Here is a 22,124-nt window from a genome sequence, read left to right on the forward strand (position 1 = left end):
GATTCCTCGTTTCCACCGGGGTCACCGGTTCAGCAGGTCCCCGGAGATCTGGTCCACGTCCCGCTCCTCGTCGCGGCGGATCACCCGCCGGGCCAGGAGCGAGGAGACCAGGGAGATCAGCGCGAGCGCCAGCAGGAGCAGGGTGGGCCCCGTGGACGTGCCGCCCGTGAGACCAAGGATCCAGGCGGCCAGGGCCGGCATGAACCCGGCCACCACACCCGCGATGTTGGCGCACAGGGCGATGGCCGAGTACCGCACCTTCACGGGGAACAGCTGCGTGAGCATCGTGCCCACGGGCGCGTAGGGGATGGAAGCGAAGCCGATGCCCAGGATCATCGCCACCGTGATCAGCGCGGCGCTGCGGGTGTCCACCAGCAGGAAGATCGGGACGGCGAGCACCGCGGCCACCGCGTAGCCCACGACCACCACGATGGACGGGGACGTCCTGTCCGCGACCTTCCCGGCCACCCCCATGGTGATGATCTCCGCCACCGCGCCCCACGTGATGGCGGTGAGGATCACGGTGGAGGGCATGCCCAGCTGCTTGGTCACGTAGCTGATCATGAACGTGGTGAGCACGAAGAACCCGGCGTTGCCGAACAGGTACGTGCCCACGCCCAGGACCAGCCGCCCGGGCACGGTCCGCAGGATCTCGACGGCGGGCAGGCCCTCCTTGACCTCCGGCGCGGCCGCGCGGGAGGCCTCGCGGGCGGCCTGGGCGGCCACGTAGTCGTCCGTCTCGTCCACGCGCAGCCGGATCCACACGCCCACGACCACCAGGAGGATGGAGATCAGGTACGGGATGCGCCACGCGCCCTCCAGGAACGACTCCCCGGACACGGCCACCACGGCGGCCACGATCATCGAGGACAGGATGGTGCCGGTGGGCGAGCCCATCTGGACCACCGCGCCGTAGAAGCCGCGCTTGCTCTCCGGTGCGTTCTCCACGGCCAGCAGCGTGGCCCCGCCCCACTCGCCGCCGGCGGCCATGCCCTGCACGAAGCGCATCACGGCCAGCAGGATTGGCGCCACGATGCCCGCCGTCTCGAACGTGGGCAGCACGCCGATCAGGGCGGAGGAGACCCCCATGGCCACGATCGTGATCATCAGGATGGTGCGGCGGCCCAGCCGGTCCCCGAAGTGCCCCGCGAGCAGGGCGCCGATGGGCCGGGCGATGAACCCGATGCCGAACAGCAGGAAGGACTGGATGACCCGCAGCGCGGGGTCGTCCCCGCCGAAGAACAGCGGCGCGAAGACGATGGACGAGGTGGTGCCGAACAGGAAGAAGTCGTACCACTCGAGCGACGTGCCCACGTACGCCCCGAGCAGCGCACGGCGGGCCTTGCGGGGGTCGTGCTGACGGACGGCGGGGCCGTCCGCGGCGTGGTCCGCGGGACCACCGTGCGTGTGGGACATGGGCACCTCTGGATCGGGGAGGGAAGAACCGGCCCGCGGTGTCGCGGGCTCTTCCCAGCAACTATGTGACCCAGGTCGCAGAGCGTCAAATGGTCCACGCCCCCGCAGCGCACGACGCCGCCCGTCCCGTCCCCGCCGGATCCCACCCGGGTGCGCCCCGCCCGGGCCAGGGCGCTCTGCGCGTGGCAGCCGTACGGCGTGGGGCCCGGCGCCCGTACCCCGTGGTGCCACCAGCCGTCGAGGACGAACGGTGCCCGGTGCATCTGTTCTTGCAATGCGGGCAAGACGGTTGTCGCATCCGTGCCCGAGTGGTCGAATGGGGTCATGAGTGACAACAGCATCTGGGAAGCCCTTCAGACCGCCCGCGACAAGGCCAAGGAGCGCGAGGACGAGGAGAAGCAGCGCGTCGAGGACGCTGACAACCACGAGCAGCAGCGTGCGGCGAGTTCGCGCGTGGCCGCTCGGCAGGCCGTCCGCGAGACCCTGGACGACATCCTCGCCGAGCGGGAGGGCTGAGTCGTGGCGGGCAGGCACACTGCGGACGACGGCCAGACCGCCAAGGAGCGCACGGTGGGCATGACTCCCGAGCAGGAGCAGGCGTACCTGACGGACGACCGCACCCAGCCGCAGCCCGCGGACGGCGGGATCGGCGCCATGACGGACGTGCAGGGCCGGGAGCCGGACACCAGCAACTAGCCCCGCAGGGACCCCACGAACTCCCACAGCGTCCGCGCCGCCGCGGTGAGGTGGTGCGCGAAGCCCTCGAGGTCCTCGCTCGTGTCCCGGCGGTGGTTCACGCAGAATTCGTAGCCGTCGGTGCACGTGGTGTAGGTGACGCCGAAGCCCTCCCGAGTGGTGGGTGCGAACGCATATCGCACGATCGTGTCCGGACCGCCGATCGACGTGGTCGAGAGGAAGTCGTGGCGCACGGCCGCGAGCGCAGGGGTGTCGAAGAACGCGGAGGGCTCACCCGTGCGCTCGGCGATCATCGCCAGCCCCAGCAGGTGCCGGTCCACCCCGCGGGCGCTCTTGCAGGCCTTGACCCACCCGCGGTGGGCGTCCAGCGCGGCGCGGAAGAGCTCCTCGGTAGCGATGCCCGCGTGCAGGGCGCGCACGAACGCCACGGCCTCGGGTGTCACCGGTCGCAGGCACTCGGTGCGCCCGGCCTGGTACTCGCGCATGTCCACCGCCTCGTACACCCCGCGCACGCGCCCGTACGTCGCGTACTGGGCGAGCAGCATGATGAGCTGCTGGGCGGCGTCGTCGCTGATCCGGAAGGGCAGCTCCGCGCGGTGCGGGCGGGGCACGAACACGCGGTGCACGCCCAGCAGCGCGGCCTGGGCGCGGTAGTCGGCCACGGCGGCCACCAGGTCACCGCGCAGCCCGTCGTCCAGCTGCCACGTGAGCGCGTCCGGGCGCGGGGCGTCCGGCAGCGGCGCCTCGTCCGGGACCGTCACGTCCTGCAGCTGCCCCGCCACCGCGAGGATCGTGGCGCCGTCCACCGTGCTGTGCTCCACGTGCACGGCCAGCCACTCGTCCTCCAGGCACGCCTCGTACGTGATGGGCTTGTACGCCCACGCGTGCCCCACCTCGAACGCCGAGCGCTCCAGGTGCTCCACGACCTCCGCGCGCGCCTCCACCAGGTTGACCACGAACAGCATGCGGGTGATGCGCTCGTAGACCTCCGCGTTGTGCGCGTCCGCGGTCAGCCGTTCCAGCAGGGGTGCCGCCACCTCGCTGCCCAGGTAGGACAGCGCGCCGAACGGCAGCTCGGTCTCGCGCGGCTCGTCCCGCGCCACCACCTCCCGCAGCCCCTCAGCCACGGTCCGCAGCGGCACCGGCTGACGGTCCTCGGTGGCGACCGGCAGCGCGTACAGCCGCCCGCGGTGGATCATCCCGATCTCCGGGGCACGCGCCTCGCCCCCGGACGACGACGCCGCTGCGCCCGGTCTGCGGATCTCGTCCCGTTCCGGGCGGGGGTGCCGCACGCCCCCGGCGAGGCACTGCCACTGCTCCATGCTCAGGGGGTTGCCGCGCGGATCCACCTGCTGGGGAGTCTCCCCGCGCAGCTGCCGCAGGTGCACCACCGCGGCCCGGTACACGAGCTCTGCGGCCCGTCCCACACCCGGCGCGCCGTAGTCACCGGTGATCTGGAAGCCCACGCTCGTGGTCAGGGGCAGCGGGGTGCGCACGGTGAGGTAGCCATCCAGCCACGCCCGGGACAGCCAGCTGCGCTCCTCGGCGTCCTCCGCGCGGGCGAACTCCTCCAGGGCGGCCTGCAGCCGCGGGCCCTCGTGGGATGCGAAGCGCTTGACCTCGCGGCGGGTGTCCTCCAGGGTTTCCCGGTCCACCAGGGGCTCGGCGGCGGTGAGGAACCGGGACAGCGTGTCCTGCAGGGCGGGCACGGGAAGGGGCTTCACGCTCACGGGTGGGTCCTTTCGGTGGGTGACGGATGCGGAGGGGCGGGCGGGGTGGCCCGGACGGGACCGCTCAGTCCCGCTCGGAGAGGTAGCGCTCGATGGCCCGCCGCAGCCGGTCCACGCCCTCGCGGATCACGTCCGGGGCGTGGGTCACGAAGGACAGCCGCATGGTGGAGGTGTCCGGATCGTGCGCGTAGAAGGAGACGCCGGGCACGAAGGCCACGCCCTCCTCCACGGCGATCTCCAGCAGCCGGGTGGTGTCGATGCCGTGGCCCAGGCGCGCCCACAGGAACATGCCGCCGTCCGGGCGGGTGATCTGCGCCCCGGCGGGGAGCACCCGCTCGAGCTCCGCGTGCATGGCGCGGGCCCGCTCGGCGTAGACGGGACGCACGCGCTCCAGGTGCGCCTCGACGTCGGCGGTGTCCAGGTAGCGGGCCACGGCCAGCTGGTCCGGCACCGGGGACTGCAGCCCGATGGCCTGCTTGGCCACCGTGAGCGTGAACTGGATGGGGCCCTCCGAGCGCATCCACCCCACGCGCACCCCCGGTGCGATGATCTTGGACACCGAGTTCAGCAGGATGGTCTGGGCGGACATCCCCGGCAGCGAGGCGATGGGCGGCAGGGGCCCGCCCCTGTAGCAGAGCTCGCCGTACGGGTCGTCCTCCACCAGGGCGGTGCCGGTGCGCTGCAGCACGTCCGCCACGGCACGGCGCCGCTCCATGGACATGCAGATCCCGGAGGGGTTCTGGAAGGAGGGGATCAGGTACACGAACGTGGGGTCGTGCTCCGCGATCAGCCGTTCCAGCTCGTCCGGGAGCACGCCGTGCTCGTCCGTGGGCACACCCACCATGTGGGCGCCGTTGAGATCGAAGGCCTGCACCGCGGCCAGGTAGGTGGGCCGCTCCACCAGGATGGTGTCCCCGCGGTTCACGAGGGCCTGGGCCACCACGAACAGCCCCTCCTGGGAGCCGGTGGTCACCTGGATCTGCTCCGCAGTGGTGGGCAGGTGGCGGCTGATCCGGCGGGCCGCCTGCTCCCGCAGCTCGACCTCCCCCTCGCTGGACGCGTACTGCAGGGCGCGCTGCGGCTGGTGCTCGAACACCCAGTCGTAGGCGGCCTTGATGTCTTCCACCTCGAAGTACGCGGGGTCCGGAACACCGCCCGCGAAGGAGATCACCCCCTCTGCGGAGACCACCTCCAGCAGATCGCGCACGGGAGAGGAGTCCACCCCTCGCAGTCGGTCGGCAATGCGGTACGAGAAGGTCTCCGAAGTACTCATGCCGCCATTCTCCCACCGCGTCCGAGCCGGTCGCCCACGGCGCAACCGGATCGGGCAGGGCGCAGCCGAATCGGGCGCCCGGCCGGGGGCGTCGCGGTGCGGGCACCTTGCCGGGTGGCGTCCGGCCGGGGACGTCCCAGATGGAGGACGCAGGGTCTCGGCCCCTCCGCGGTTCAGGCGTCCAGCGGCGTGCTCGTGCACCATGCGCGCAGCAGGGCGTGCACGTGACGGTCGTAGGCGGCGTCGGCGTCCTCGCCGGGGAGCACGGGGCGGTGCATCTCGATCGCGATCCACCCGTGCACCCCCGTGCAGAGGGAGGCGCCGATCCGGTTCGCGGGGACGTCGTGGAAGATGCCCTCCCGGATCCCGGTGCGCACCGCGCGGGGTGCCCCGGGCACGACGACGCCGCACGGCGTCCCGGGCGCGGAGGGTTCAGGCGATGCCGCGGGCCCGCCGGTTGCGCCGGATCCGCTTGAGCACCCACGTGAGCGTGAGCACGACCACGGTGACCACCACGATCCGGGAGAACACGCCCGCGTACTGCTCGGCAATGTGCCAGTTCTCGCCCAGCACGTACCCCGCGAGCACGAAGATCGTGTTCCAGACCAGGGACCCCGCGCCGCTCAGCAGCACGAACAGGCCGAAGCGCATCCGCTCGATGCCCGCGGGCACGGAGATCAGGGACCGGAAGATGGGGATCATCCGCCCGAAGAACACGGCCTTGCGGCCGTGGCGCTCGAACCAGGCCTCCGTGCGCTCCAGGTCCACGAGGTCCACCAGGGGCATCCGGTCCACCACCACGCGCAGCCGCCGCGGGCCGAGCGCGGCGCCGATCCAGTACAGCGCCACCGCGCCCACGACCGAGCCCAGGGTGGTCCAGAAGATCGCACCCCACAGGGTGAAGCCGCCCTGGCTCGCGGTGAACCCGGCGAGGGGGAGGATCACCTCGGAGGGCAGCGGGGGGAAGATGTTCTCCAGGGCCACGAGCAGTCCCGCACCGGGTGCCCCGATGGCCTCCATGACGTCCACCACCCATCCTGCGATGCCGGAGAGCTGGGAGGAGGGATCGGGGGTGGTGGCGGCCAGGGCGGCAGGCAGGGACATGTCGAGGTTCTCCGCACGTGGTCGTCAGGAGGACACCACGCTACTGGGGGTTGCTGGGGGGCCGCTTGGAGGTTCCGGGGCACTGCACGATTGAATGGGGTCATGCGTCTGTGGTCACTTCACCCGTCCCTGCTGGATCGTCGCGCCCTCGTGGCGGACTGGCGCGAGGGGCTGCTCGCCCAGAAGGTGCTGCTGGGCGAGACCACGGGCTACACGCGCCACCCGCAGCTGCAGCGCTTCCGGGCCACGAGCGACCCGGTCGGCTTCGTGGCCGCGTACCTGCACGGTGTCGCGGACGAGGCCGACCGGCGCGGCTACGCCTTCGACCGCACCCGGGTGGTGCGCCCGGTGGACGCCGAACCCCGGTCCATCACGGTGACCACGGGCCAGCTGCGCTACGAGTTCGAGTTCCTGCTGCAGAAGGTGCTCGCCCGCGATCCCGAGTGGGCGCGCACCGCGCTGGACGGCTCGGATCCCGACGCCGCCCCCGCCCACCCGCTGTTCGCGGTGGTCCCCGGGGAAGTGGCCGAGTGGGAACGGACCAGGAGCTGACCGGGGACGCCCGGTAGGAACCTGGCGTGCGGCGTCGTCGTGCGCGGCGGTGGCTCGTGGTCGCGGCGAGGGCACTGGCCGCGGTGCTGGCGCTGGCCGTGGGAGGGCTGCTGCTCTGGAGCGGCACCGGTGTGATGAGCGCCGAGCCCGGGCCCTGGGAGGGCGTGCAGCACGATCCCGCGATCCGTGTGGAGCAGAGGGACTCCGCCGTGGTGCTGCACCCGGCGCACCCCGTGGGCACGCAGCGCGGGCTGGTGTTCTGCCCGGGGGCCAAGGTGGAGCCGGAGGCCTGTGCGGCGCGGCTGTCCGGGTTGGTGGCCGAGGAGGGGATGACGGTGGTGATCCCGGACCCGTGGCTGCACCTGGCCCTGTTCGACCGCCGGGACGTCACCGCCTTCACCGCCGAGGCGCCGCAGGTGAACGACTGGTTCGTGGGAGGCCACTCGATGGGCGGGGTGCGGGCGTGCCGGCTGGCCCCGGAGTCCGAGGGCCTGCTGCTGGGCTCCTACTGCGCCACGGACCTCTCCGGGACGGCGCTGTCCGTGCTCAGCATCGGGTGCGGTCAGGACGGGCTGTCCACGCCGAAGAAGATCGCCGCGGCGCGTGACATGCTGCCCGCGGACGCCGCGATGGAGGAGATCCCGGAGGCCAGCCGCGCAAGCTTCGGGGACCACGGTCCGCAGACCGCTCGTTGCTCTGCCTGATCCCGTTCGTCCTGCTCGTCGCGGCGGTCGCCGCACTCGGTGACCTGGCGTCGTCCAGCGCCCAAGAAGTCCACGGGAACCTCGAGCTGCTGTTCTTCGCCCCGCCCGCGTGGCCGCCGGGCTCATGCTCCCGTATCTCGGGTGGGTCGCGTTCGCCGCGGCCCTGAACCTGGGGAACGCACTGCTCAACTGACGCCCGCCCCGCCGAGCGCCGTGTCCGAAACCCGCTAGCGTCCGGCGCCGGACGGTGCGAGTCTGGTGGGCATGCCCACCCAGGACACCGCCTCCGACGAGCGCTACCGCGCCGTTCGCTCACGGGACGCCCGCTTCGACGGGCAGTTCGTGATGGCCGTGCGCACCACCGGGATCTACTGCCGCCCCAGCTGTCCGGCCCGCACCCCGCGCCGCGAGAACGTGGAGTTCTTCCGCACGAGCGCGGCCGCCCACGCCGCGGGTTTCCGGGCGTGCAAGCGCTGCGCGCCTGAGGCCGTTCCGGGCTCCCCCGAGTGGGACGTGCGCGGGGACGTGGCCGGGCGCGCCATGCGGCTGATCGCCGAGGGCGTCGTGGACCGCGAAGGGATCGAGGGACTCGCGCGGCGAACCGGGTACTCGCCCCGCCACCTCACCCGTGTGCTGGGCGAGGAGCTCGGTGCGGGACCGCTCGCCCTGGCCCGGGCCCATCGCGCACAGACCGCCCGTGCCCTGCTCACGCAGACGGAGCTGAAGGTCTCCGAGATCGCCTTCTCTGCGGGGTTCTCCAGCGTGCGCCAGTGCAACGAGGTGATCCGTGCCGTCTACGACATGACACCCCTGCAGCTGCGCGAGCAGGGCCGGCGCACCCCCGGGGCTCGTGCGCCCTCCCACGGCCGCCCCGGGCACGACGCCGCGCGGCCCGCCTCCCTGCCCCGCCCCGCGGTGCAGCTGAACACCTCCCGCAACGCGACCCTCTCCTCGGCCGCGGACTTCGGTGAGGTGGACCTGGCCCTGAGCTACCGCGCACCCCTGGACCTGCACGGCCTGTTCGTGTGGTTCGCGGTGCACGCCGTCGAGGGGGTGGAGGTCGGGACGGCCACCTCCTACTCCCGGACCCTGCGCCTGCCGGGCGGCCCCGCGTGGCTGCGGGTGTACCGGCGGGGCGCGGACGAGCTGCGGATGCGCGCCCGTCTCACGGACCTCGCGGACCTGCCCGCCCTGATCGCACGGGTCCGGAGGCTCTTCGACCTGGACGCCGACCCCCTCGCCGTGGACGAGGCGCTCTCCCACGTGCCCGCCCTGCGCCCAATCGTCGCGGCCCGGCCGGGGCTGCGCGTCGTCGGCTCCGCGGACCCGGAGGAGACGCTGATCCGCACCCTGATCGGCCAGCAGATCTCCCTGGCCGCCGCGCGCACCGTGCTCGGCGCCCGAACGCGGGAGATGGGCGAGCCCGCCCCGGAGTTCGCCCCCGGGCTGAGCCACATGTTCCCCACCGCGGCGGCGATCGCGGAGCACGGCGAGCGCTTCCTGCGCGGCCCCGCGGGCAGGGTGCGCGCGGTGCTCGGGGCCGCGAGCGCCGTCGCCTCCGGGGAGCTGAGCCTCTCCCCCGGGGACGACGCCGCCCAGCAGCGTGCCGCTCTGCTCGCCCTTCCCTGGGTGGGGCCGTGGACCGCGGACCACGTGCGCATGCGGGTCACCGGGGACCCGGACGTGTTCCTGGTGGACGACGGCGCTCTGCGGGCCGGCGCGCAGCGGATCGGTCTGCCCGGGGACAAGAAGGCGCTGACCGCGTGGGCGCAGAGCGCCGCCCCGTGGCGCAGCTACGCCACCACCCACCTGTGGGGTCCGCTGACCCCACCCGCCACCTTCGACGAGAGCGAGCAGCCATGACCCACACCGTGGAGACCATCGACACCCCGGACGGCCCGTTCACGGCCGTGGCCGGGCCGGACGGGGCGGTGCTCGCCTCGGGGTGGACCGCGTCCCCCGAGGAGGCGCTCGCCCGGGTGCGGGCGGAGTGGCGCCCGCGGGACGTGCGCACCGGGCCCGTGGCCGCGATGGACGCCGTGCGGGCGTTCTACGCCGGTGAACTCAACCCGGTCATGGCCGTGCCCGTGGAGGTGCACGGCACGGACGGGCAGCTCGCCGGGTGGGAGCAGCTGCGGCGCATCCGGCCCGGTGACCCGCTCACGTACACGGAGTTCGCCGAGGCCCTGGGCACCCCGCGGGCGGTGCGGGCGGCGGCGTCCGTGTGCGCGCGCAATCCCGTGGCGCTGTTCGTGCCGTGCCACCGCGTGCTGCGCGCGGACGGCTCGATGGGTGGCTTCGCGTGGGGCGAGGACGTGAAGCGGAGCCTGCTGGAGCGGGAGGCGGCGGGGCGGGCGCGCTGAGCCCCGCGTGTGACCGAGCGGCCGTGGTGCCGGGGATGTTTTGGACGCCGCGGAGGCGGGCACCGTATAGGGGCGCCCGCCTCCCGCCCGCCCGGACCGCGCGTCGTCGCACCCGACCGTCAGCGCCCCGCGGCACCACCGTGCCGCGTGAGGGCGCCCGATGCACCGTCACTCCCCGCCCCCGGAGGTCCCCCGGGGGCGTGACAGACTGTGCGGGTGGAACGGGTGAGCGCGGCGCAGGGCAGGACGTGCAGCGTCGTCATCCCCGTGCGCAACGACGCCGCCTACCTGGAACGCTGCCTGCAAGCCCTCCGGCGCCAGACCCGCGTTCCGGACGAGATCGTGGTGGTGGACAACGCGTCCTCCGACCACCTGCGGGAGGTTCTCGCGCGGCACCCCGAGGTGCAGTGCGTGCGGGAGCCCGAGCCCGGCGTCGCCCACGCGGCCGCGGCGGGATACGACGCCGCACGCGGTGACCTGATCCTGCGCTGCGACGCGGACAGCCTGCCCGCGCCCACGTGGATCGAGCGGCACGTGAGCAGTCTGACCCGCGCACTGGACGAGCCCCGCGGCAGGGACGCGGTGGCGGTGTCCGGGGTGGCGCGCTTCGGCCCGCAGCGCCCGGGCCTCGGGCGTATCGCGGGTGCCGCCTACATCACGGCCTACCGGCTGGTGGCCGGGACCGCGCTGGGGCACTGGGCGCTGTGGGGCTCGGACATGGCCTTCACGCGCGAGTGGTGGCGGCGGGTCTCCGTCGAGGTCCACCGCGATGCCCGCGTGCACGACGACTTCGACCTCAGCTTCCGCGTGCGTCCCCACGAACGGGTGCTCATGGACCCCGGCAGTGCGGCGGTGGTCTCGTGGCGGGCGGTGGTCTCGCCCGCGCGCATCCGGCGCCAGCTGCGCATGGCATCGGCCACCGTGGCCGCCAACTGGCGCGCGCAGCGGCCGTGGGTGCGCATCCGGCGCCGCCTGCTCGGCGGACGGGGTGACCGCGAGTGACGCCCGGCTCCTCCCCTTCGGGCACGTCCCGGGGCAACGACGCCGCACGGTTCCCCGTGCGCGCCCGTCTTCAGCAGGCGTCGGCTCACCGGGGCCCGAGCTCGGGCTGCGAGTCAGACGGCGCGGCAGCGGCGTCGTTACCGTCGGAGCGAGCGGGCGCGGGGAGATCGACGGCAGCCGGGGACACCCCCGATCGACGCACGGGGTGGATACGGCGAGCCGGTGCGGGGGCGGCGTCGGCGACGTGCTTCACCGCCGTGGTCGTGGCCGGGGCCTACGCCCTGGACGCGCGCTGGGTGGATGCCGCCGTGCTGATGCTGGCCGGGCTGGGTCAGGTGCTCGCGTTCCTATGGTTCCGCGCGCCGTGGCCGCGTGCGCTGTGCTCGGTGGTGCTGCTCACCGCGGCGGTGAGCGCGGCCGAGCAGCTGTACAGCCGGATCTGGTGGTGGGACATCCTCATCCACTTCGTGGCACTGTACGCGCTGGTGTGGATGCTGTGGAACCGGGTGCTGCGCGGCAGCGGACAGCTGCGGGAGCGCGTGCGGAACGCGCGCCGGGAACCGTACCTGCTGTGCGCGCTGGCGGGTCTGGCGATCGCCACGGCGTGGGAGGTCATGGAGCTTCTGGGGTTCCTGTTCGTGACCCCGGAGATCCACATCCCGCCCCTGGACACTCTCGGGGACGTGACCGTGGGGGTGTTGGGTGCCGCCCTGGTGGGGCGGCATCGCGCGCCGCGGTGAGCACGAGTGCGCGTGACGGGCAGGGGGAATCCCAGCGGCTTGCCCGTGGCGGGCACCCGACCCGTGGGCCGGCCGGGGCGCACCGCTCGCGGCGCGCCCCGCCCGGCGGTGCGCGTGACTTACCTGCGCCGGTCCCGCAGGGCGCCGGTGGACCACAGTGCAGCGGCGATCAGGACGGGCTGGAAGAACAGGCGCACAAAGCGCTTGGTGTCCGTGTCCAGGGGAACGAACTCGGGCACCTGCGCCTGGAACTCGTCACGGGCGAAGGTCAGATGGCTGACGCCCGCGAAGGCCAGGAAGCCGCCGAGCGCGGTGCGGACGATGTGGCGGGCGGGGGAGAGCTTGGGTGCCTTGCGGCGAGACGGTGTGGGGAGGTCCATCACTCGTCCACTACCGTCACAGTGACCTCGATGTTGCCGCGCGTGGCGTTGGAGTAGGGGCAGACCTGGTGGGCGGCGTCGGCGAGTTCCTGGGCCTTGTCGTGCTCGAGCTCGGGAACGACCACCTCGAGCTGCACGGCCAGGCCGAAGCCACCCTCCCCGTTGTTGCCGATCTGCACGCGGGCACCCACCGCGGAATCGCCGAGCGAGACCTTCTGCTGGCGGGCGACCATCTGCAGCGCCGAGTGGAAGCACGCGGCGTACCCGGCGGCGAAGAGCTGCTCGGGGTTGGCGCCGTTGCCGGAACCACCCATCTCCTTCGGAATGGCGAGGTCGAACTGCAGGGAGCCGTCCTTGAGGGCCACGCTGCCGTTGCGGCCCGCGCCCTGGGCAAGTGCTTCTGCGGTGTAGAGAGCGTCCATGATGTTTTCTCCTTCGCTGGCGGGACTGGCAGGTCTCGACCCCCCAAGAACCGAGACCCGCCATGGTGGTACCGCGCGTGGGTGGGCACCTCCCGGACCGACGGTCCGCGGCGCCCGCTCATGACACGTGGTCGCGTCAGGTGCTCGGCGTGATGGCGGGGGGGGGACCGGACGCCGGGCAACGCGACCGAGGTCGAGTATAGTTGCGTGCTTTTTGGTTGTCCACAACCAATATATCGGCAATGGTCCGCGGTCGGCGCCGCCGTTGCCGGTGACCCGATGCGTTCCGGGGCAGGGCGAGGGACGTGCCCGGCGGCTTCCCCCGCCCCGGAAAGACACCCGAGACGGAGGAGACCGATCAGGCTCGATGGATCAGAGCCCCTTCCCGGAGGGTGAGACCAGGATCTTGACCGCGGTCTCATTGCGATGGATCAGGGTTTCGAAACCCTCCTCCACCAGACCGTCCACCCCGATCTTGCCGGTGATGAACGGCGCCAGGTCGATCTTCCCGGATTCCACCAGTTCGATGGTGGCCGGGTGCGAGTTCACATAGGCGATGGTGCCCCGTAGGTCGATCTCCTTCATCACGAGCTTGTGCATGTCAAAGTCCGCGCGCTTGCCCCAGATGGATACGACCACGAGCACGCCGGTGGGCCGTAGTACATCCATGAGGGTGTCCAGCACCACTTGCACACTGGTGCACTCGAAGGCCACGTCCGCACCCTTGCCGTTCGTGAGCCTTCGGACCTCCTGGGCGACATCTACCTCCCGGGGATCCAGGGCGTAGTCAGCCACGCCCGTATCCAAGGCCTTCTGCCGCCGCAGCGGGCTGAGCTCGGACACGACCACGGTGACGCTCAGGGCCTTCAGCACCGCAGCGGTCAGGAGGCCGATGGGCCCGGCGCCGCCCACAACGGCAACGTCCCCGGCCTTGGCCCCGGAGCGCTCCGCCGCGTGGTATCCCACTGAGAGCGGTTCGATCAGGGCGGCCTGGTCCAGTGGCACAACATCGGACACGGGGTGCACCCATCGACGCCGCACAGCGATCTTCTCGCCGAGACCACCCCCGCCTCCGGCCAGGCCGATGAAGTTCATGTCGCGGGAGAGGTGGTAGTCCTTGCTCTCGGGCCCGGTGTCCACGTCCTCGCCGATGATGTAGGGCTCCACAACCACGTGCTGGCCCACCCGCAGATCGCCCACTCCGTCGCCGAGCTCGTAGATCACCCCGGAGAATTCATGTCCCATGGTCACAGGCGCGGTCTCGCCGGAAATCGGATGAGGGGTGTCCGGGGTGGGACAGAAGATCGGGCCCTCGAGGTACTCGTGGAGGTCGGTGCCGCAGATGCCGCACCACGCGACATCGATTCCCACCATGCCGGGACCGACCTCGGGCTCGGGCAGTTCGTCGATTCGAATGTCATTGCGTCCGTAGTAGCGCGCCGCTCTCATGGAATCTCCTCACCTTGACGAGCGCGGACGCCCCGCGCCCTGACACTAATTCTAAGCCTTGTGCGCACAGATTCGAGGGTGCGGCGAGGGGACTGCCCATGGAGGGCAGACGTCCCGGGAGACGCTGCCGCAGTGCGTGCACGAACTCCCGAACTGGGGAGCAGGGTGCCAGTAGCATCAGCCTGGGCAGCACCGAACGCCGGCGTGGGTGCAGGACACTCTTGAAAGCATTCTGGTTTCCCGAGCGCCACCGCATTCAGGGTGCTGCCCCGGATTCCCGGCGTGACCATCGATCCAGGAGGAATCCCAGTGTCAGACCTCAGCGGCCTCGTCCCCACCTCGGCCATCCGGCTCGACGCCTCCGCGACAGACTGGCGGGATGCCATACGGCTCTCTGGTGACCTGTTGACGGCGGCGGGTACCGCGGGGCCCTCGTACACAGAAGCGATGATCGAGGTCGTGGAGGAGCACGGGCCGTACATCGTGATCGCCCCGGGTTTCGCTCTGGCCCATGCACGCCCGGACGGGTCCGTGGCCCGCACCGGCCTGTCGTTCGTCAGGCTGAGTGAGCCCGTGGAGTTCGGCAACAAGGCCAACGACCCCGTGCAGCTGGTGATGGCCCTGGCGTCCGTGGACTCGAAGGCGCACCAGAAGGCTCTCGCCTCGCTCGCCCGGGTGCTGGGCACCCCGGAACGTCGGCTTGCCCTGGACAATGCGACGTCGCCGGAAGGCGTGCTCGCCGCGCTGGAAACCGGGTCCGGGGCCAAGAAGAACCCGAGAGCGGTTCCAGCACCCGCGGTTTCTGGCGCCGCCAACGAAACGGCCCCCACGTCCGAGTCCGGGAGTTCCGACCAAGTCCCCTCCAAGGGGCTCGTGCTGACCGTGTGCGGCAACGGTCTGGGGACCAGCCTGTTCCTGAAGAACACGGCCGAACAGGTTCTGGACAGGTGGGGGTGGAGCCCCTATTTGACCATTGAGGCCACAGACACCATCTCCGCGAAAGGGCGTGCCAAGGAAGCAGACTTCCTCCTGACCTCCCAGGCCATTGCACAAACGCTGGGGGACGTCGGTGTGCCGGTCGAGATCATTGAGAACTTCACCTCCCAGGAGGAGATCGATGCCGCCATGCGACATCGGTACGCCGTCTGACCCCCTGCCCCCTTCGAGCCCTCTCGTCCTCTCCATTGGAAGAACCACCCATGAATGTTCTGGTCGCAACCTCGCAGTTCCTCGTCAACGAGATCCTCAGCGTGCCCGCCTACCTCATCGGCATCATCACGGCCATCGGCCTGATCGCGCTGCGCAAGAGCGCGGGGCAGGTTGCTGGCGGGGCCATCAAGGCAATCCTCGGGTTCCTGCTCATCGGGGCAGGCGCCACGCTGGTGGCGGCCTCGCTCACGCCCCTGGGCACCATGATTCAAGGCGCCCTCGGGGCCCAGGGAGTGGTGCCGACCAACGAGGCAATCGCTGGCATCGCCCAGCAGCAGTACGGGGCGCAGGTCTCCTGGCTGATGATCCTCGGGTTCGTAGTGGCCGTTCTTCTCGCGCGTTTCACACCCTTGCGCTACGTGTTCCTCACAGGACACCACTTGCTGTTCATGGCGACGCTGATCACGGTCGTGATGGCCTCCGCCGGGATGCCCACCCCGGTCGTGGTGATTCTCGGTGCGGTCCTGCTGGGGATCCTGATGGTGGCCCTGCCAGCTCTGGCACAACCGTGGACCCGCAAGGTCACGGGTGACGACTCCATAGCCATCGGGCACTTCGGAACGCTCGGGTACATCGCCTCGGGGGCCGTGGGCCGCTGGGTGGATCCGAGAGGGAAGAGCCGTTCCACGGAGGAGATCAAGGTCCCGGAAGGTCTGCGGTTCCTGCGCGATTCCATGGTCGCCACGGCACTGTCCATGGTGGTCATGTACGTCATCGTGGCCGTGGTCTACCTGTTTCGCGCTGGGTCGGAGACCGCGTTCCAGGCGTTCGAGGGCGGGGCAACGAACGCGGGGAACTACATCATGCAGGCCGTCACGCAGGGCCTGCAGTTCGGCATCGCCGTTGCGGTCATCCTGTTCGGTGTACGAACCATCCTCGGCGAGCTGGTGCCGGCCTTCCAGGGAATCGCCGCGAAAGTGGTTCCCGGTGCCGTACCCGCACTGGACGCTCCGATTGTCTTCCCGTTCGCTCAGAACGCCGTGCTCATCGGCTTCATTTCGAGTTTCGTGGGCGGCCTCGTGGGCCTGCTACTGCTGGGGACGGTCTTTGGACCGATGTTCGGCCTCGCACTGATCCTTCCGGGGCTGGTGCCCCACTTCTTCACTGGCGGCGCTGCAGGTGTCTACGGAAACGCGACGGGAGGTCGCCGCGGCGCAGTGGCCGGCGCATTCGTCAACGGTCTTCTGGTAACTTTCCTGCCCGCGCTGCTGCTCAAGGTCCTGGGCAGTTTCGGATCCGAGAACACCACGTTCGGAGACACCGACTTCGGGTGGTTCGGCATCCTCATCGGCTACGGCGCCAAGCCCGGCGTGGTCCTGGGCTCGATCATCCTCGCGCTCATCGGCCTGGCCCTGCTGATCGGAGCCATTGTCGTGCAGAAGCGAGTGGTCCGTGGCGGTTGGGATCCCTCCCCCGCCCGCGTCGCGTCACCAGCCGGAACTGCCACCGCAGTTGCGGCTGACAACTCCACGGGTAGCCTCACCTCCGGTGCAGAAGGAGCCACGAGCGGGAAGACCTACCCAAAAATTACGCCACCCGAAGGCGCGCCGGTCCCGCCGCCTACGCTTGCCCCATGACCTCCTCCACCACCCACCGCTTCACCGGCCACATCGCCGGCGTCGGCACCTCCGGGGGCACCCGCCTGGTGCTCGGCTGCTGGGACCGCACCCCGCAGGGTCCGTTCGCGGACGTCATGGTCGCCCATCCGGACGGCCGCCGCGAGCTGCTGGCTCCCAACGACTGGGTGGCCGGGTTCGTCTCGGACACCTACACCTTCGACACCGTCACCCGCGTCCCCGTGAACGTGCACCGCACCGGCTTCTCCCGCGCCTCGCGCTGGACCGTCACCGCAGGACCCCTCACGTGGCAGTTCAGCGTGGGTCCACGCTCACCGCTGGGCTGGCTGCTGCAGTCCGTGCCGCGACCTCTGGGCACTTCCCTGCCGTTCGCGCACCTCACGGACCCGGTGGCCCGCCGGGTGATGCCCGGCGTGCGCACCCTGGGCACCGCGGGCAACCACCGCACCGAGTGGTACTCCGCCTACGACCTGCACGCCATCACGTTTTCCCGCGCCGCATGGGACGGCCACGATCTGGGCACCCTCACGGACATGGTCCCGCCCCCGGACTTCGGCTTCAGCTCCACCCCCCGCCGGCCGAGCCTCACCGCCCTGACCAGCACGGTCCGGATTCCCGACGCCGCCCCGATCATCTCCCCCGTGCCCGTCACCCCGCCAGGGGCGTAGGTGTACGAGCTGCGCCGCCTCACCGCTGCCGATGCCCCCGCGGTTCATGACCTGCTGGAGTCGAGCCCCGGCTACACCCTGCGGATCAGCGGCCACCCGCCCTCCCCGGACGACGCCACCGAGATCCTCTCCGCCGCCCCTCCCGGGATCACGGGCGAGCGGAAGGTGGACCTGGGGCTCTTCGACGGTCCCGTCCTTGTGGGTGTCGCGGATGTCCTGCGCGGCTATCCCGCGGAGCACCAGGCCTACATCGGCCTCCTGCTCGTCCGGGGAGACCGCCACGGCCACGGCCTGGGTCGCCGGCTCCACGACCACGTCCTGGAACTGGTGCAGACCTGGCCCGAGGTGAGTACCCTGCGCCTGGGCGTGGTGGAGACGAACGCGGCGAGCGCCGTCGGCTTCTGGGAGGCCCTGGGCTACGAACCCACAGGCGAGACCGCGCCGTACGAGAACGGCGCGGTGCGCTGCTCGGTGGTCCGCTACGAGCGGCCCGTCCCGAAAGGCTGAGTACGCGCAGCGCTGGGAGCACGGCGGTCGACGCCGCCCGCTCGCCTCAGCGCCGCGCCACCCGCGCCTCGAGCCCCGCCTTCACGGACGGCCACTCGTGGGCGAGGACCGAGTAGACCACAGTGTCCCGCAGGGCACCGTTGGACTCCCGGCGGTCCCCGCGCAGCACGCCGTCCAGGCGGGCGCCGAGGTGCTCGATGGCCGTGCGGGACTGCTGGTTGGCCCAGCTGGTCTCGTAGCGCACGCACTGGCAGCCGAGCTCCTCGAACGCGTGGGTCATGAGCAGCAGCTTGGACTCCGCGTTGGTTCCCGTGCCGTGGGCGGACGCCCTGGCCCAGGTGTGCCCCACGCTCACGCGGGGGACGGCCCAGTGGGGGTCGTAGAAGGTGGTCATCCCCAGCACGGCGCCGTCCGAGCGCCGCACCGTGGTGAAGGGCAGCATGAAGCCGTCCTGCTGCCACGTGAGCCGCTGCTCGATCGCGGCGGCCATGCCGTCCGGGGAGGGGATGCTGGTGTACCAGCGCTCCCACATGCGCCCGTCCTCGGTGGCCTCGACCAGCCCCCGCAGATGCTCACGATTCAGGGGCTCCAGGCGCACGAGCCGCCCCTCCAGTGTCACGGGTGTCCACGTCATGGGCCCACTGTCTCACGGGCCGCCCCGGGGCGATCCGCCGAACCGTTCGGCACTTCGGCTGAGAGCACACCTAAAGGTGTAGCCACGACCGTCAGTGTGCTGTCATTGTGGTGACATGACACCCAACGTCCCATCCGTGGGTGTGCCGTCTCTTCGTAGGAGGATCTTCATGTCCACACACGAGAACCAGACACCGCAGGTTCCGGGCGTTCCCGGCACCGGGGAGCCGACCCTCGAGGAGCCCACGACGCCGCGTGAGCCCCTGCCGCCCAAGCCGGACCAGGGTGCGCCCGAGCGGGTGTCCCCCACCGGAGCGTCGACCGACGCACCCATGTCCAGCATGGCGCAGCAGGGTGAGTACCTCACCACCGCGCACGGCGCGCGCCTGACGAACTCCGACCAGTCCCTCAAGGCCGGTGCCCGCGGGCCCGTCCTGCTGCAGGACCACCACTTCCGCGAGAAGATCTCCCACTTCGACCACGAGCGCATCCCGGAGCGCGTGGTGCACGCCCGCGGCGCGGGTGCCCACGGCACGTTCCGCGGCTACGGCTCGGCCACCAAGCTCAGCCGCGCGGGCCTGTTCGCCAAGGACAAGGAAACCTCCGTGTTCGTGCGCTTCTCCACCGTGCTGGGCTCCCGCGGCTCGGGCGATCTGGCCCGTGACACCCGCGGCTTCGCCACCAAGTTCTACACGGACGAGGGCACCTGGGACCTGGTGGGCAACAACATGCCGGTGTTCTTCATCCAGGACGCCATCAAGTTCCCGGACGTCATCCACGCCGGGAAACCCCACCCGGACCGCGAGATCCCCCAGGCGCAATCCGCGCACGACACCTTCTGGGACTTCGTGTCCCTGCACACCGAAGCACAGCACCACGCCATCTGGAACATGTCTGACCGCGGCATCCCGCGCTCCTTCCGCACCATGGAGGGCTTCGGCGTCCACACCTTCCGCCTGGTGGCAGCGGACGGGAGCACCGTGCTGGTGAAGTTCCACTGGAAGCCGCACCTGGGTGTGCACTCGGTGGCGTGGGAAGAGGCCCAGCTGATCAACGGCGCAGATCCGGACTTCCACCGCCGTGACCTGGCGGACGCCATCGAGGCCGGGGCGTTCCCGCAGTGGGAGCTGGGCGTGCAGGTCTTCGAGGACAACGAGGAGCAGAGCTTCCAGGGCATCGACCTGCTCGATCCCACGAAGATCGTGCCGGAGGAACTGGTTCCCGTGCAGCCCGTGGGTCTCATGACCCTGGACAGGAACCCCTCCAACTACTTCGCGGAGACGGAGCAGGTGGCGTTCAACCCCAACAACCTGGTCCCGGGCATCGACGTGACCAACGACCCCCTGCTGCAGGGCCGGCTCTTCTCCTACCTGGACACCCAGATCACCCGTCTGGGCGGGCCGAACTGGAACCAGCTGCCCATCAACCGTCCGCACGCCGCGGTCAACGACATGCTGCGGGACGGCTACCACCAGAGCGCCGTGCACTCGGGAGTGGCCCCCTACCGCCCCAACTCGCTGGACGGCGGCAACCCGTTCGAGACGCCCGAGAGCGAGCACGCCTTCATCGACTACCCGGCCCCCGTGGCGGAGTCTGTGAAGGAACGCGCCCGGCCGCAGTCCTTCGACGACCACTTCTCCCAGGTGCGCATGTTCTGGCTCAGCCTGAGCGAGGTGGAGCGCGAGCACACCGCGCAGGCCTACGCGTTCGAGCTCGGCAAGTGCTGGGACGAGACCATCCGCACGCGCCAGCTGCGGCACCTCTTCGCCATCGACCCCGCCCTGGGACACGCGGTGGCGCAGGGGCTGGGTCTGCCGGACCAGGAGCCCACCGTGGCCCCGGCCCAGGACGTGCAGCCCTCGCCGGCGCTGTCCCAGGTGGGTGGCACGTGGCCCGTGGACGGCCGCCAGGTGGGCATCCTCGTGGGTCCGGACACGGACGCCGAGCAGCTCACCACGCTCGTCTCCCGGATCGACGCCGCGGACATGGTCCCGCTGGTGATCGCACCGCAGGGCGGCGAGGTGGCCCCGGGCGTCGTCGCCCACCGCACGCTGCTCACGGCGCGTTCCATCGAGTTCGACGCCGTGGTGGTCGCCACCGCGGGCGCGCCGGCCCACCAGGTGGCCGCGGGCATGGACGCGAAGGCGGGTGCCCCCAGCCCGGGTGACGTGGATCCGCGCGTGAGCCTGCTGGTCAACGAGATGTGGCGCCACGCCAAGGCGATCGTCGCGGTCGGACCCGGCGCCACGGCGCTACAGACCCTGCAGATCGCGCAGACGCCCGGCGTGGTCGCGGCGGACTCCGCCGAGGACGCACTGAGCACCGTGACCGAGCTGCTCGGCAGCCACCGGGTCTGGGAACGCTTCCCGACCACCGGTATGTTGGCATAGGGAACAACCGCAGCAGTTCACGTGGTTGCCCGCGGATCGTGACCCGGTCACGGTCCGCGGGCAACCGCCTGCTCCCCCACCCAGCGCGTGCGCGGTAGGACACCGTGCACGCCGTGCCGACGACGCCACCCCACCCGGTGCGCATCGCCGGCGGCACGTCCGCCAGCGGGCCACCCGACCCGTGGACGGAGCACTCGACGACTTCTTCACGGGAGACCACCATCATGACCACAACCCCCGTCCGCACTGCCGCCCCGGTCGCTCGGGGACCGGTGAGCACCGCCCTCCTGAGCGTCCTGACCGGACCGGAGGACACCCCGGAAGCCGCGTACCGGGAGCTGGCGAGCGCCGTCGAGAACGCGGTGGAGACCACGCAGGACGTGCTCGCCGACGAGGACCTCCAGCTGTCCCTGTTCCTGCTGTACCTGCTGCACTACGGCCCCGCCGAGTTCGTGACCGGCAACCGCGAGTGGGACCCCGAGCTGCTGCGTATCCGTGCGGTGCTCGAGGCCCGGTTCGAGTCCGAGCTGCGGGAGCGGGTGCCCATGCCGGACCCCATGCCGCAGGACGGCACCGAGCTGGTGGACACGATGTTCGCCATCACCGGCGGGGCCGAGAAGCCCACCCTGGCCACGTGGCTCGCCCGGCACCCCAGCGAGGAGATCCTGCGGGAGTTCCTCATCCACCGCTCCATCTACACGCTGCGCGAGGCGGACCCGCACTCGTGGGGCATCGCCCGGTTGCGCGGGCGCGCGAAGGCCGCCCTGGTGGAGATCCAGTCGGACGAGTACGGCGGGGGCCGCCCGGACCGGGTGCACGCCACGATCTTCGCCCAGAGCATGCGCGGCTTCGGGCTGGACGACACCCTGGACCACTATCTGGACCTCGTGCCCGCGCCCACGCTCGCGTCCATGAACGTGATGAGTCTCTTCGGGCTGCACCGCAGGCTGCGCGGCGCGATCGCCGGTCACCTCGCGGCGTTCGAGATGACCTCCTCGATCCCCAACAAGTACTACGGCCGCGCGTTCCGCAAGCTCGGCTACGGCGAGGACGTCACCTGGTACTACGACGAGCACGTGGAGGCCGACGCCGTCCACGAGCAGATCGCCGCACGTGACCTCGCCGGGGCGCTCGCCCAGGAGGAGCCCGAGTTGCTGCAGGACGTACTGTTCGGCGCTGCCGCGTGCCTGTACGTGGACGGGCTCATGGGCGATCACATGCTGGAGTGCTGGAGCAACGAGCGCTCCTCGCTGCGCGAGGTCGAGCCGGCGGCCGCCCTGTGAGGGAGGAGCGCCCCGAGGATCCCACC

Annotated in this window: 24 protein-coding genes; 15 read left to right on the forward strand and 9 right to left on the reverse strand. The window is 71.2% G+C overall.

Annotated elements, in window-relative coordinates; genetic code table 11:
- Positions 1-21: 21 nt before the first annotated feature.
- The gene (locus tag D8M39_RS00075; RefSeq protein WP_126874118.1) at positions 22-1,416 is read right to left on the reverse strand and encodes an MFS transporter; all 1,395 of its coding nucleotides are present in this window, start codon (positions 1,414-1,416) and stop codon (positions 22-24) included.
- Between the two features lie 324 nt (positions 1,417-1,740).
- Here D8M39_RS00075 and D8M39_RS00080 point away from each other — a divergent pair, with 324 nt between their 5' ends.
- Together D8M39_RS00080 and D8M39_RS12710 are read left to right on the forward strand one after the other, a co-directional pair.
- Complete coding sequence (locus D8M39_RS00080; RefSeq protein ID WP_012399310.1) at positions 1,741-1,932, forward strand: hypothetical protein; 192 nt, start codon at positions 1,741-1,743, stop codon at positions 1,930-1,932.
- 3 nt (positions 1,933-1,935) lie between these two features.
- Positions 1,936-2,112 (forward strand): hypothetical protein, encoded by a 177-nt coding sequence (locus D8M39_RS12710; RefSeq protein WP_164497785.1) that lies wholly within the window; start codon positions 1,936-1,938, stop codon positions 2,110-2,112.
- Here D8M39_RS12710 and D8M39_RS00085 read toward each other — a convergent pair.
- From D8M39_RS00085 to D8M39_RS00100, 4 genes are all read right to left on the reverse strand, one after another.
- Positions 2,109-3,842: a choline/carnitine O-acyltransferase gene (locus D8M39_RS00085; protein WP_126874119.1), complete on the reverse strand. Its 1,734-nt coding sequence runs from the start codon at positions 3,840-3,842 to the stop codon at positions 2,109-2,111. The two genes, D8M39_RS12710 and D8M39_RS00085, sit on opposite strands and share 4 nt — an antisense overlap.
- A gap of 64 nt (positions 3,843-3,906) precedes the next feature.
- Positions 3,907-5,115 carry a PLP-dependent aminotransferase family protein gene (locus tag D8M39_RS00090; RefSeq protein ID WP_126874120.1) on the reverse strand — a complete coding sequence of 403 codons (1,209 nt, stop codon included), beginning with the start codon at positions 5,113-5,115 and terminating at the stop codon, positions 3,907-3,909.
- Positions 5,116-5,288: 173 nt separating this feature from the next.
- Entirely contained in the window at positions 5,289-5,513 is a 225-nt protein-coding gene (locus D8M39_RS00095; RefSeq protein WP_126874121.1) for a hypothetical protein, read from the reverse strand.
- Between the two features lie 34 nt (positions 5,514-5,547).
- Positions 5,548-6,219: a DedA family protein gene (locus D8M39_RS00100; protein ID WP_126874122.1), complete on the reverse strand. Its 672-nt coding sequence runs from the start codon at positions 6,217-6,219 to the stop codon at positions 5,548-5,550.
- A 102-nt stretch (positions 6,220-6,321) separates the two neighbouring features.
- On the opposite strand from D8M39_RS00100, the gene D8M39_RS00105 reads away from it, so the two are divergent.
- The 7 genes from D8M39_RS00105 to D8M39_RS00135 all read left to right on the forward strand — a co-directional run bounded on the left by D8M39_RS00105 (position 6,322) and on the right by D8M39_RS00135 (position 11,580).
- Positions 6,322-6,771, forward strand: coding sequence for a pyrimidine dimer DNA glycosylase/endonuclease V (locus D8M39_RS00105; RefSeq protein WP_012399315.1), 450 nt, complete (start codon positions 6,322-6,324; stop codon positions 6,769-6,771).
- A 26-nt stretch (positions 6,772-6,797) separates the two neighbouring features.
- On the forward strand, positions 6,798-7,475 hold the full coding sequence (locus D8M39_RS00110) for an alpha/beta hydrolase (RefSeq protein ID WP_238693873.1): 678 nt from the start codon (positions 6,798-6,800) through the stop codon (positions 7,473-7,475).
- 124 nt (positions 7,476-7,599) lie between these two features.
- Positions 7,600-7,668, forward strand: coding sequence for a hypothetical protein (locus tag D8M39_RS12785; protein WP_202975508.1), 69 nt, complete (start codon positions 7,600-7,602; stop codon positions 7,666-7,668).
- Between the two features lie 71 nt (positions 7,669-7,739).
- On the forward strand, positions 7,740-9,338 hold the full coding sequence (locus D8M39_RS00120) for an AlkA N-terminal domain-containing protein (protein WP_126874123.1): 1,599 nt from the start codon (positions 7,740-7,742) through the stop codon (positions 9,336-9,338).
- Positions 9,335-9,838, forward strand: a complete 504-nt coding sequence (locus D8M39_RS00125) for a methylated-DNA--[protein]-cysteine S-methyltransferase (RefSeq protein ID WP_126874124.1) — start codon at positions 9,335-9,337, stop codon at positions 9,836-9,838. The genes D8M39_RS00120 and D8M39_RS00125 overlap by 4 nt, the downstream gene beginning before the upstream one ends.
- A 216-nt stretch (positions 9,839-10,054) precedes the next feature.
- A complete protein-coding gene (locus tag D8M39_RS00130; RefSeq protein WP_238693874.1) occupies positions 10,055-10,840 on the forward strand; it encodes a glycosyltransferase family A protein in 786 nt (261 codons plus the stop codon).
- A 263-nt stretch (positions 10,841-11,103) separates the two neighbouring features.
- A complete protein-coding gene (locus D8M39_RS00135; protein ID WP_238693875.1) occupies positions 11,104-11,580 on the forward strand; it encodes a hypothetical protein in 477 nt (158 codons plus the stop codon).
- 119 nt (positions 11,581-11,699) lie between these two features.
- On the opposite strand, the gene D8M39_RS00140 is transcribed toward D8M39_RS00135, so the two are convergent.
- From D8M39_RS00140 to D8M39_RS00150, 3 genes are all read right to left on the reverse strand, one after another.
- On the reverse strand, positions 11,700-11,960 hold the full coding sequence (locus D8M39_RS00140) for a hypothetical protein (RefSeq protein ID WP_238693876.1): 261 nt from the start codon (positions 11,958-11,960) through the stop codon (positions 11,700-11,702).
- Entirely contained in the window at positions 11,960-12,382 is a 423-nt protein-coding gene (locus D8M39_RS00145) for an organic hydroperoxide resistance protein (RefSeq protein WP_110920538.1), read from the reverse strand. Before D8M39_RS00145 ends, D8M39_RS00140 begins: the two co-directional genes overlap by 1 nt.
- Positions 12,383-12,754: 372 nt before the next feature.
- Positions 12,755-13,831, reverse strand: coding sequence for a 2,3-butanediol dehydrogenase (locus D8M39_RS00150; RefSeq protein ID WP_058954294.1), 1,077 nt, complete (start codon positions 13,829-13,831; stop codon positions 12,755-12,757).
- Between the two features lie 309 nt (positions 13,832-14,140).
- On the opposite strand from D8M39_RS00150, the gene D8M39_RS00155 reads away from it, so the two are divergent.
- Genes D8M39_RS00155 through D8M39_RS00170 form a run of 4 tightly spaced genes read left to right on the forward strand, consistent with a single transcriptional unit; the run spans position 14,141 to position 17,792 of the window.
- Positions 14,141-14,980 carry a PTS sugar transporter subunit IIA gene (locus D8M39_RS00155; RefSeq protein WP_012399324.1) on the forward strand — a complete coding sequence of 280 codons (840 nt, stop codon included), beginning with the start codon at positions 14,141-14,143 and terminating at the stop codon, positions 14,978-14,980.
- A gap of 50 nt (positions 14,981-15,030) precedes the next feature.
- On the forward strand, positions 15,031-16,617 hold the full coding sequence (locus tag D8M39_RS00160; RefSeq protein ID WP_012399325.1) for a PTS ascorbate transporter subunit IIC: 1,587 nt from the start codon (positions 15,031-15,033) through the stop codon (positions 16,615-16,617).
- Complete coding sequence (locus tag D8M39_RS00165; RefSeq protein WP_121031213.1) at positions 16,614-17,285, forward strand: hypothetical protein; 672 nt, start codon at positions 16,614-16,616, stop codon at positions 17,283-17,285. The genes D8M39_RS00160 and D8M39_RS00165 overlap by 4 nt, the downstream gene beginning before the upstream one ends.
- Entirely contained in the window at positions 17,286-17,792 is a 507-nt protein-coding gene (locus tag D8M39_RS00170) for a GNAT family N-acetyltransferase (RefSeq protein WP_126874127.1), read from the forward strand. It abuts the gene before it with no gap.
- A 46-nt stretch (positions 17,793-17,838) separates the two neighbouring features.
- Here the strand turns inward: D8M39_RS00170 and D8M39_RS00175 are convergent, their stop codons facing one another.
- Complete coding sequence (locus tag D8M39_RS00175; protein WP_110920721.1) at positions 17,839-18,426, reverse strand: GNAT family N-acetyltransferase; 588 nt, start codon at positions 18,424-18,426, stop codon at positions 17,839-17,841.
- 169 nt (positions 18,427-18,595) lie between these two features.
- On the opposite strand from D8M39_RS00175, the gene D8M39_RS00180 reads away from it, so the two are divergent.
- The gene (locus D8M39_RS00180; protein WP_126874128.1) at positions 18,596-20,815 is read left to right on the forward strand and encodes a catalase; all 2,220 of its coding nucleotides are present in this window, start codon (positions 18,596-18,598) and stop codon (positions 20,813-20,815) included.
- A 224-nt stretch (positions 20,816-21,039) separates the two neighbouring features.
- On the forward strand, positions 21,040-22,098 hold the full coding sequence (locus D8M39_RS00185) for an iron-containing redox enzyme family protein (protein ID WP_121031207.1): 1,059 nt from the start codon (positions 21,040-21,042) through the stop codon (positions 22,096-22,098).
- The last annotated feature ends 26 nt before the right edge of the window (positions 22,099-22,124 follow it).

Origin of the sequence: Kocuria sp. HSID17590 (genome assembly GCF_003989485.1) — a bacterium.
Classification (GTDB): Bacteria; Actinomycetota; Actinomycetes; order Actinomycetales; family Micrococcaceae; genus Kocuria; species Kocuria salsicia.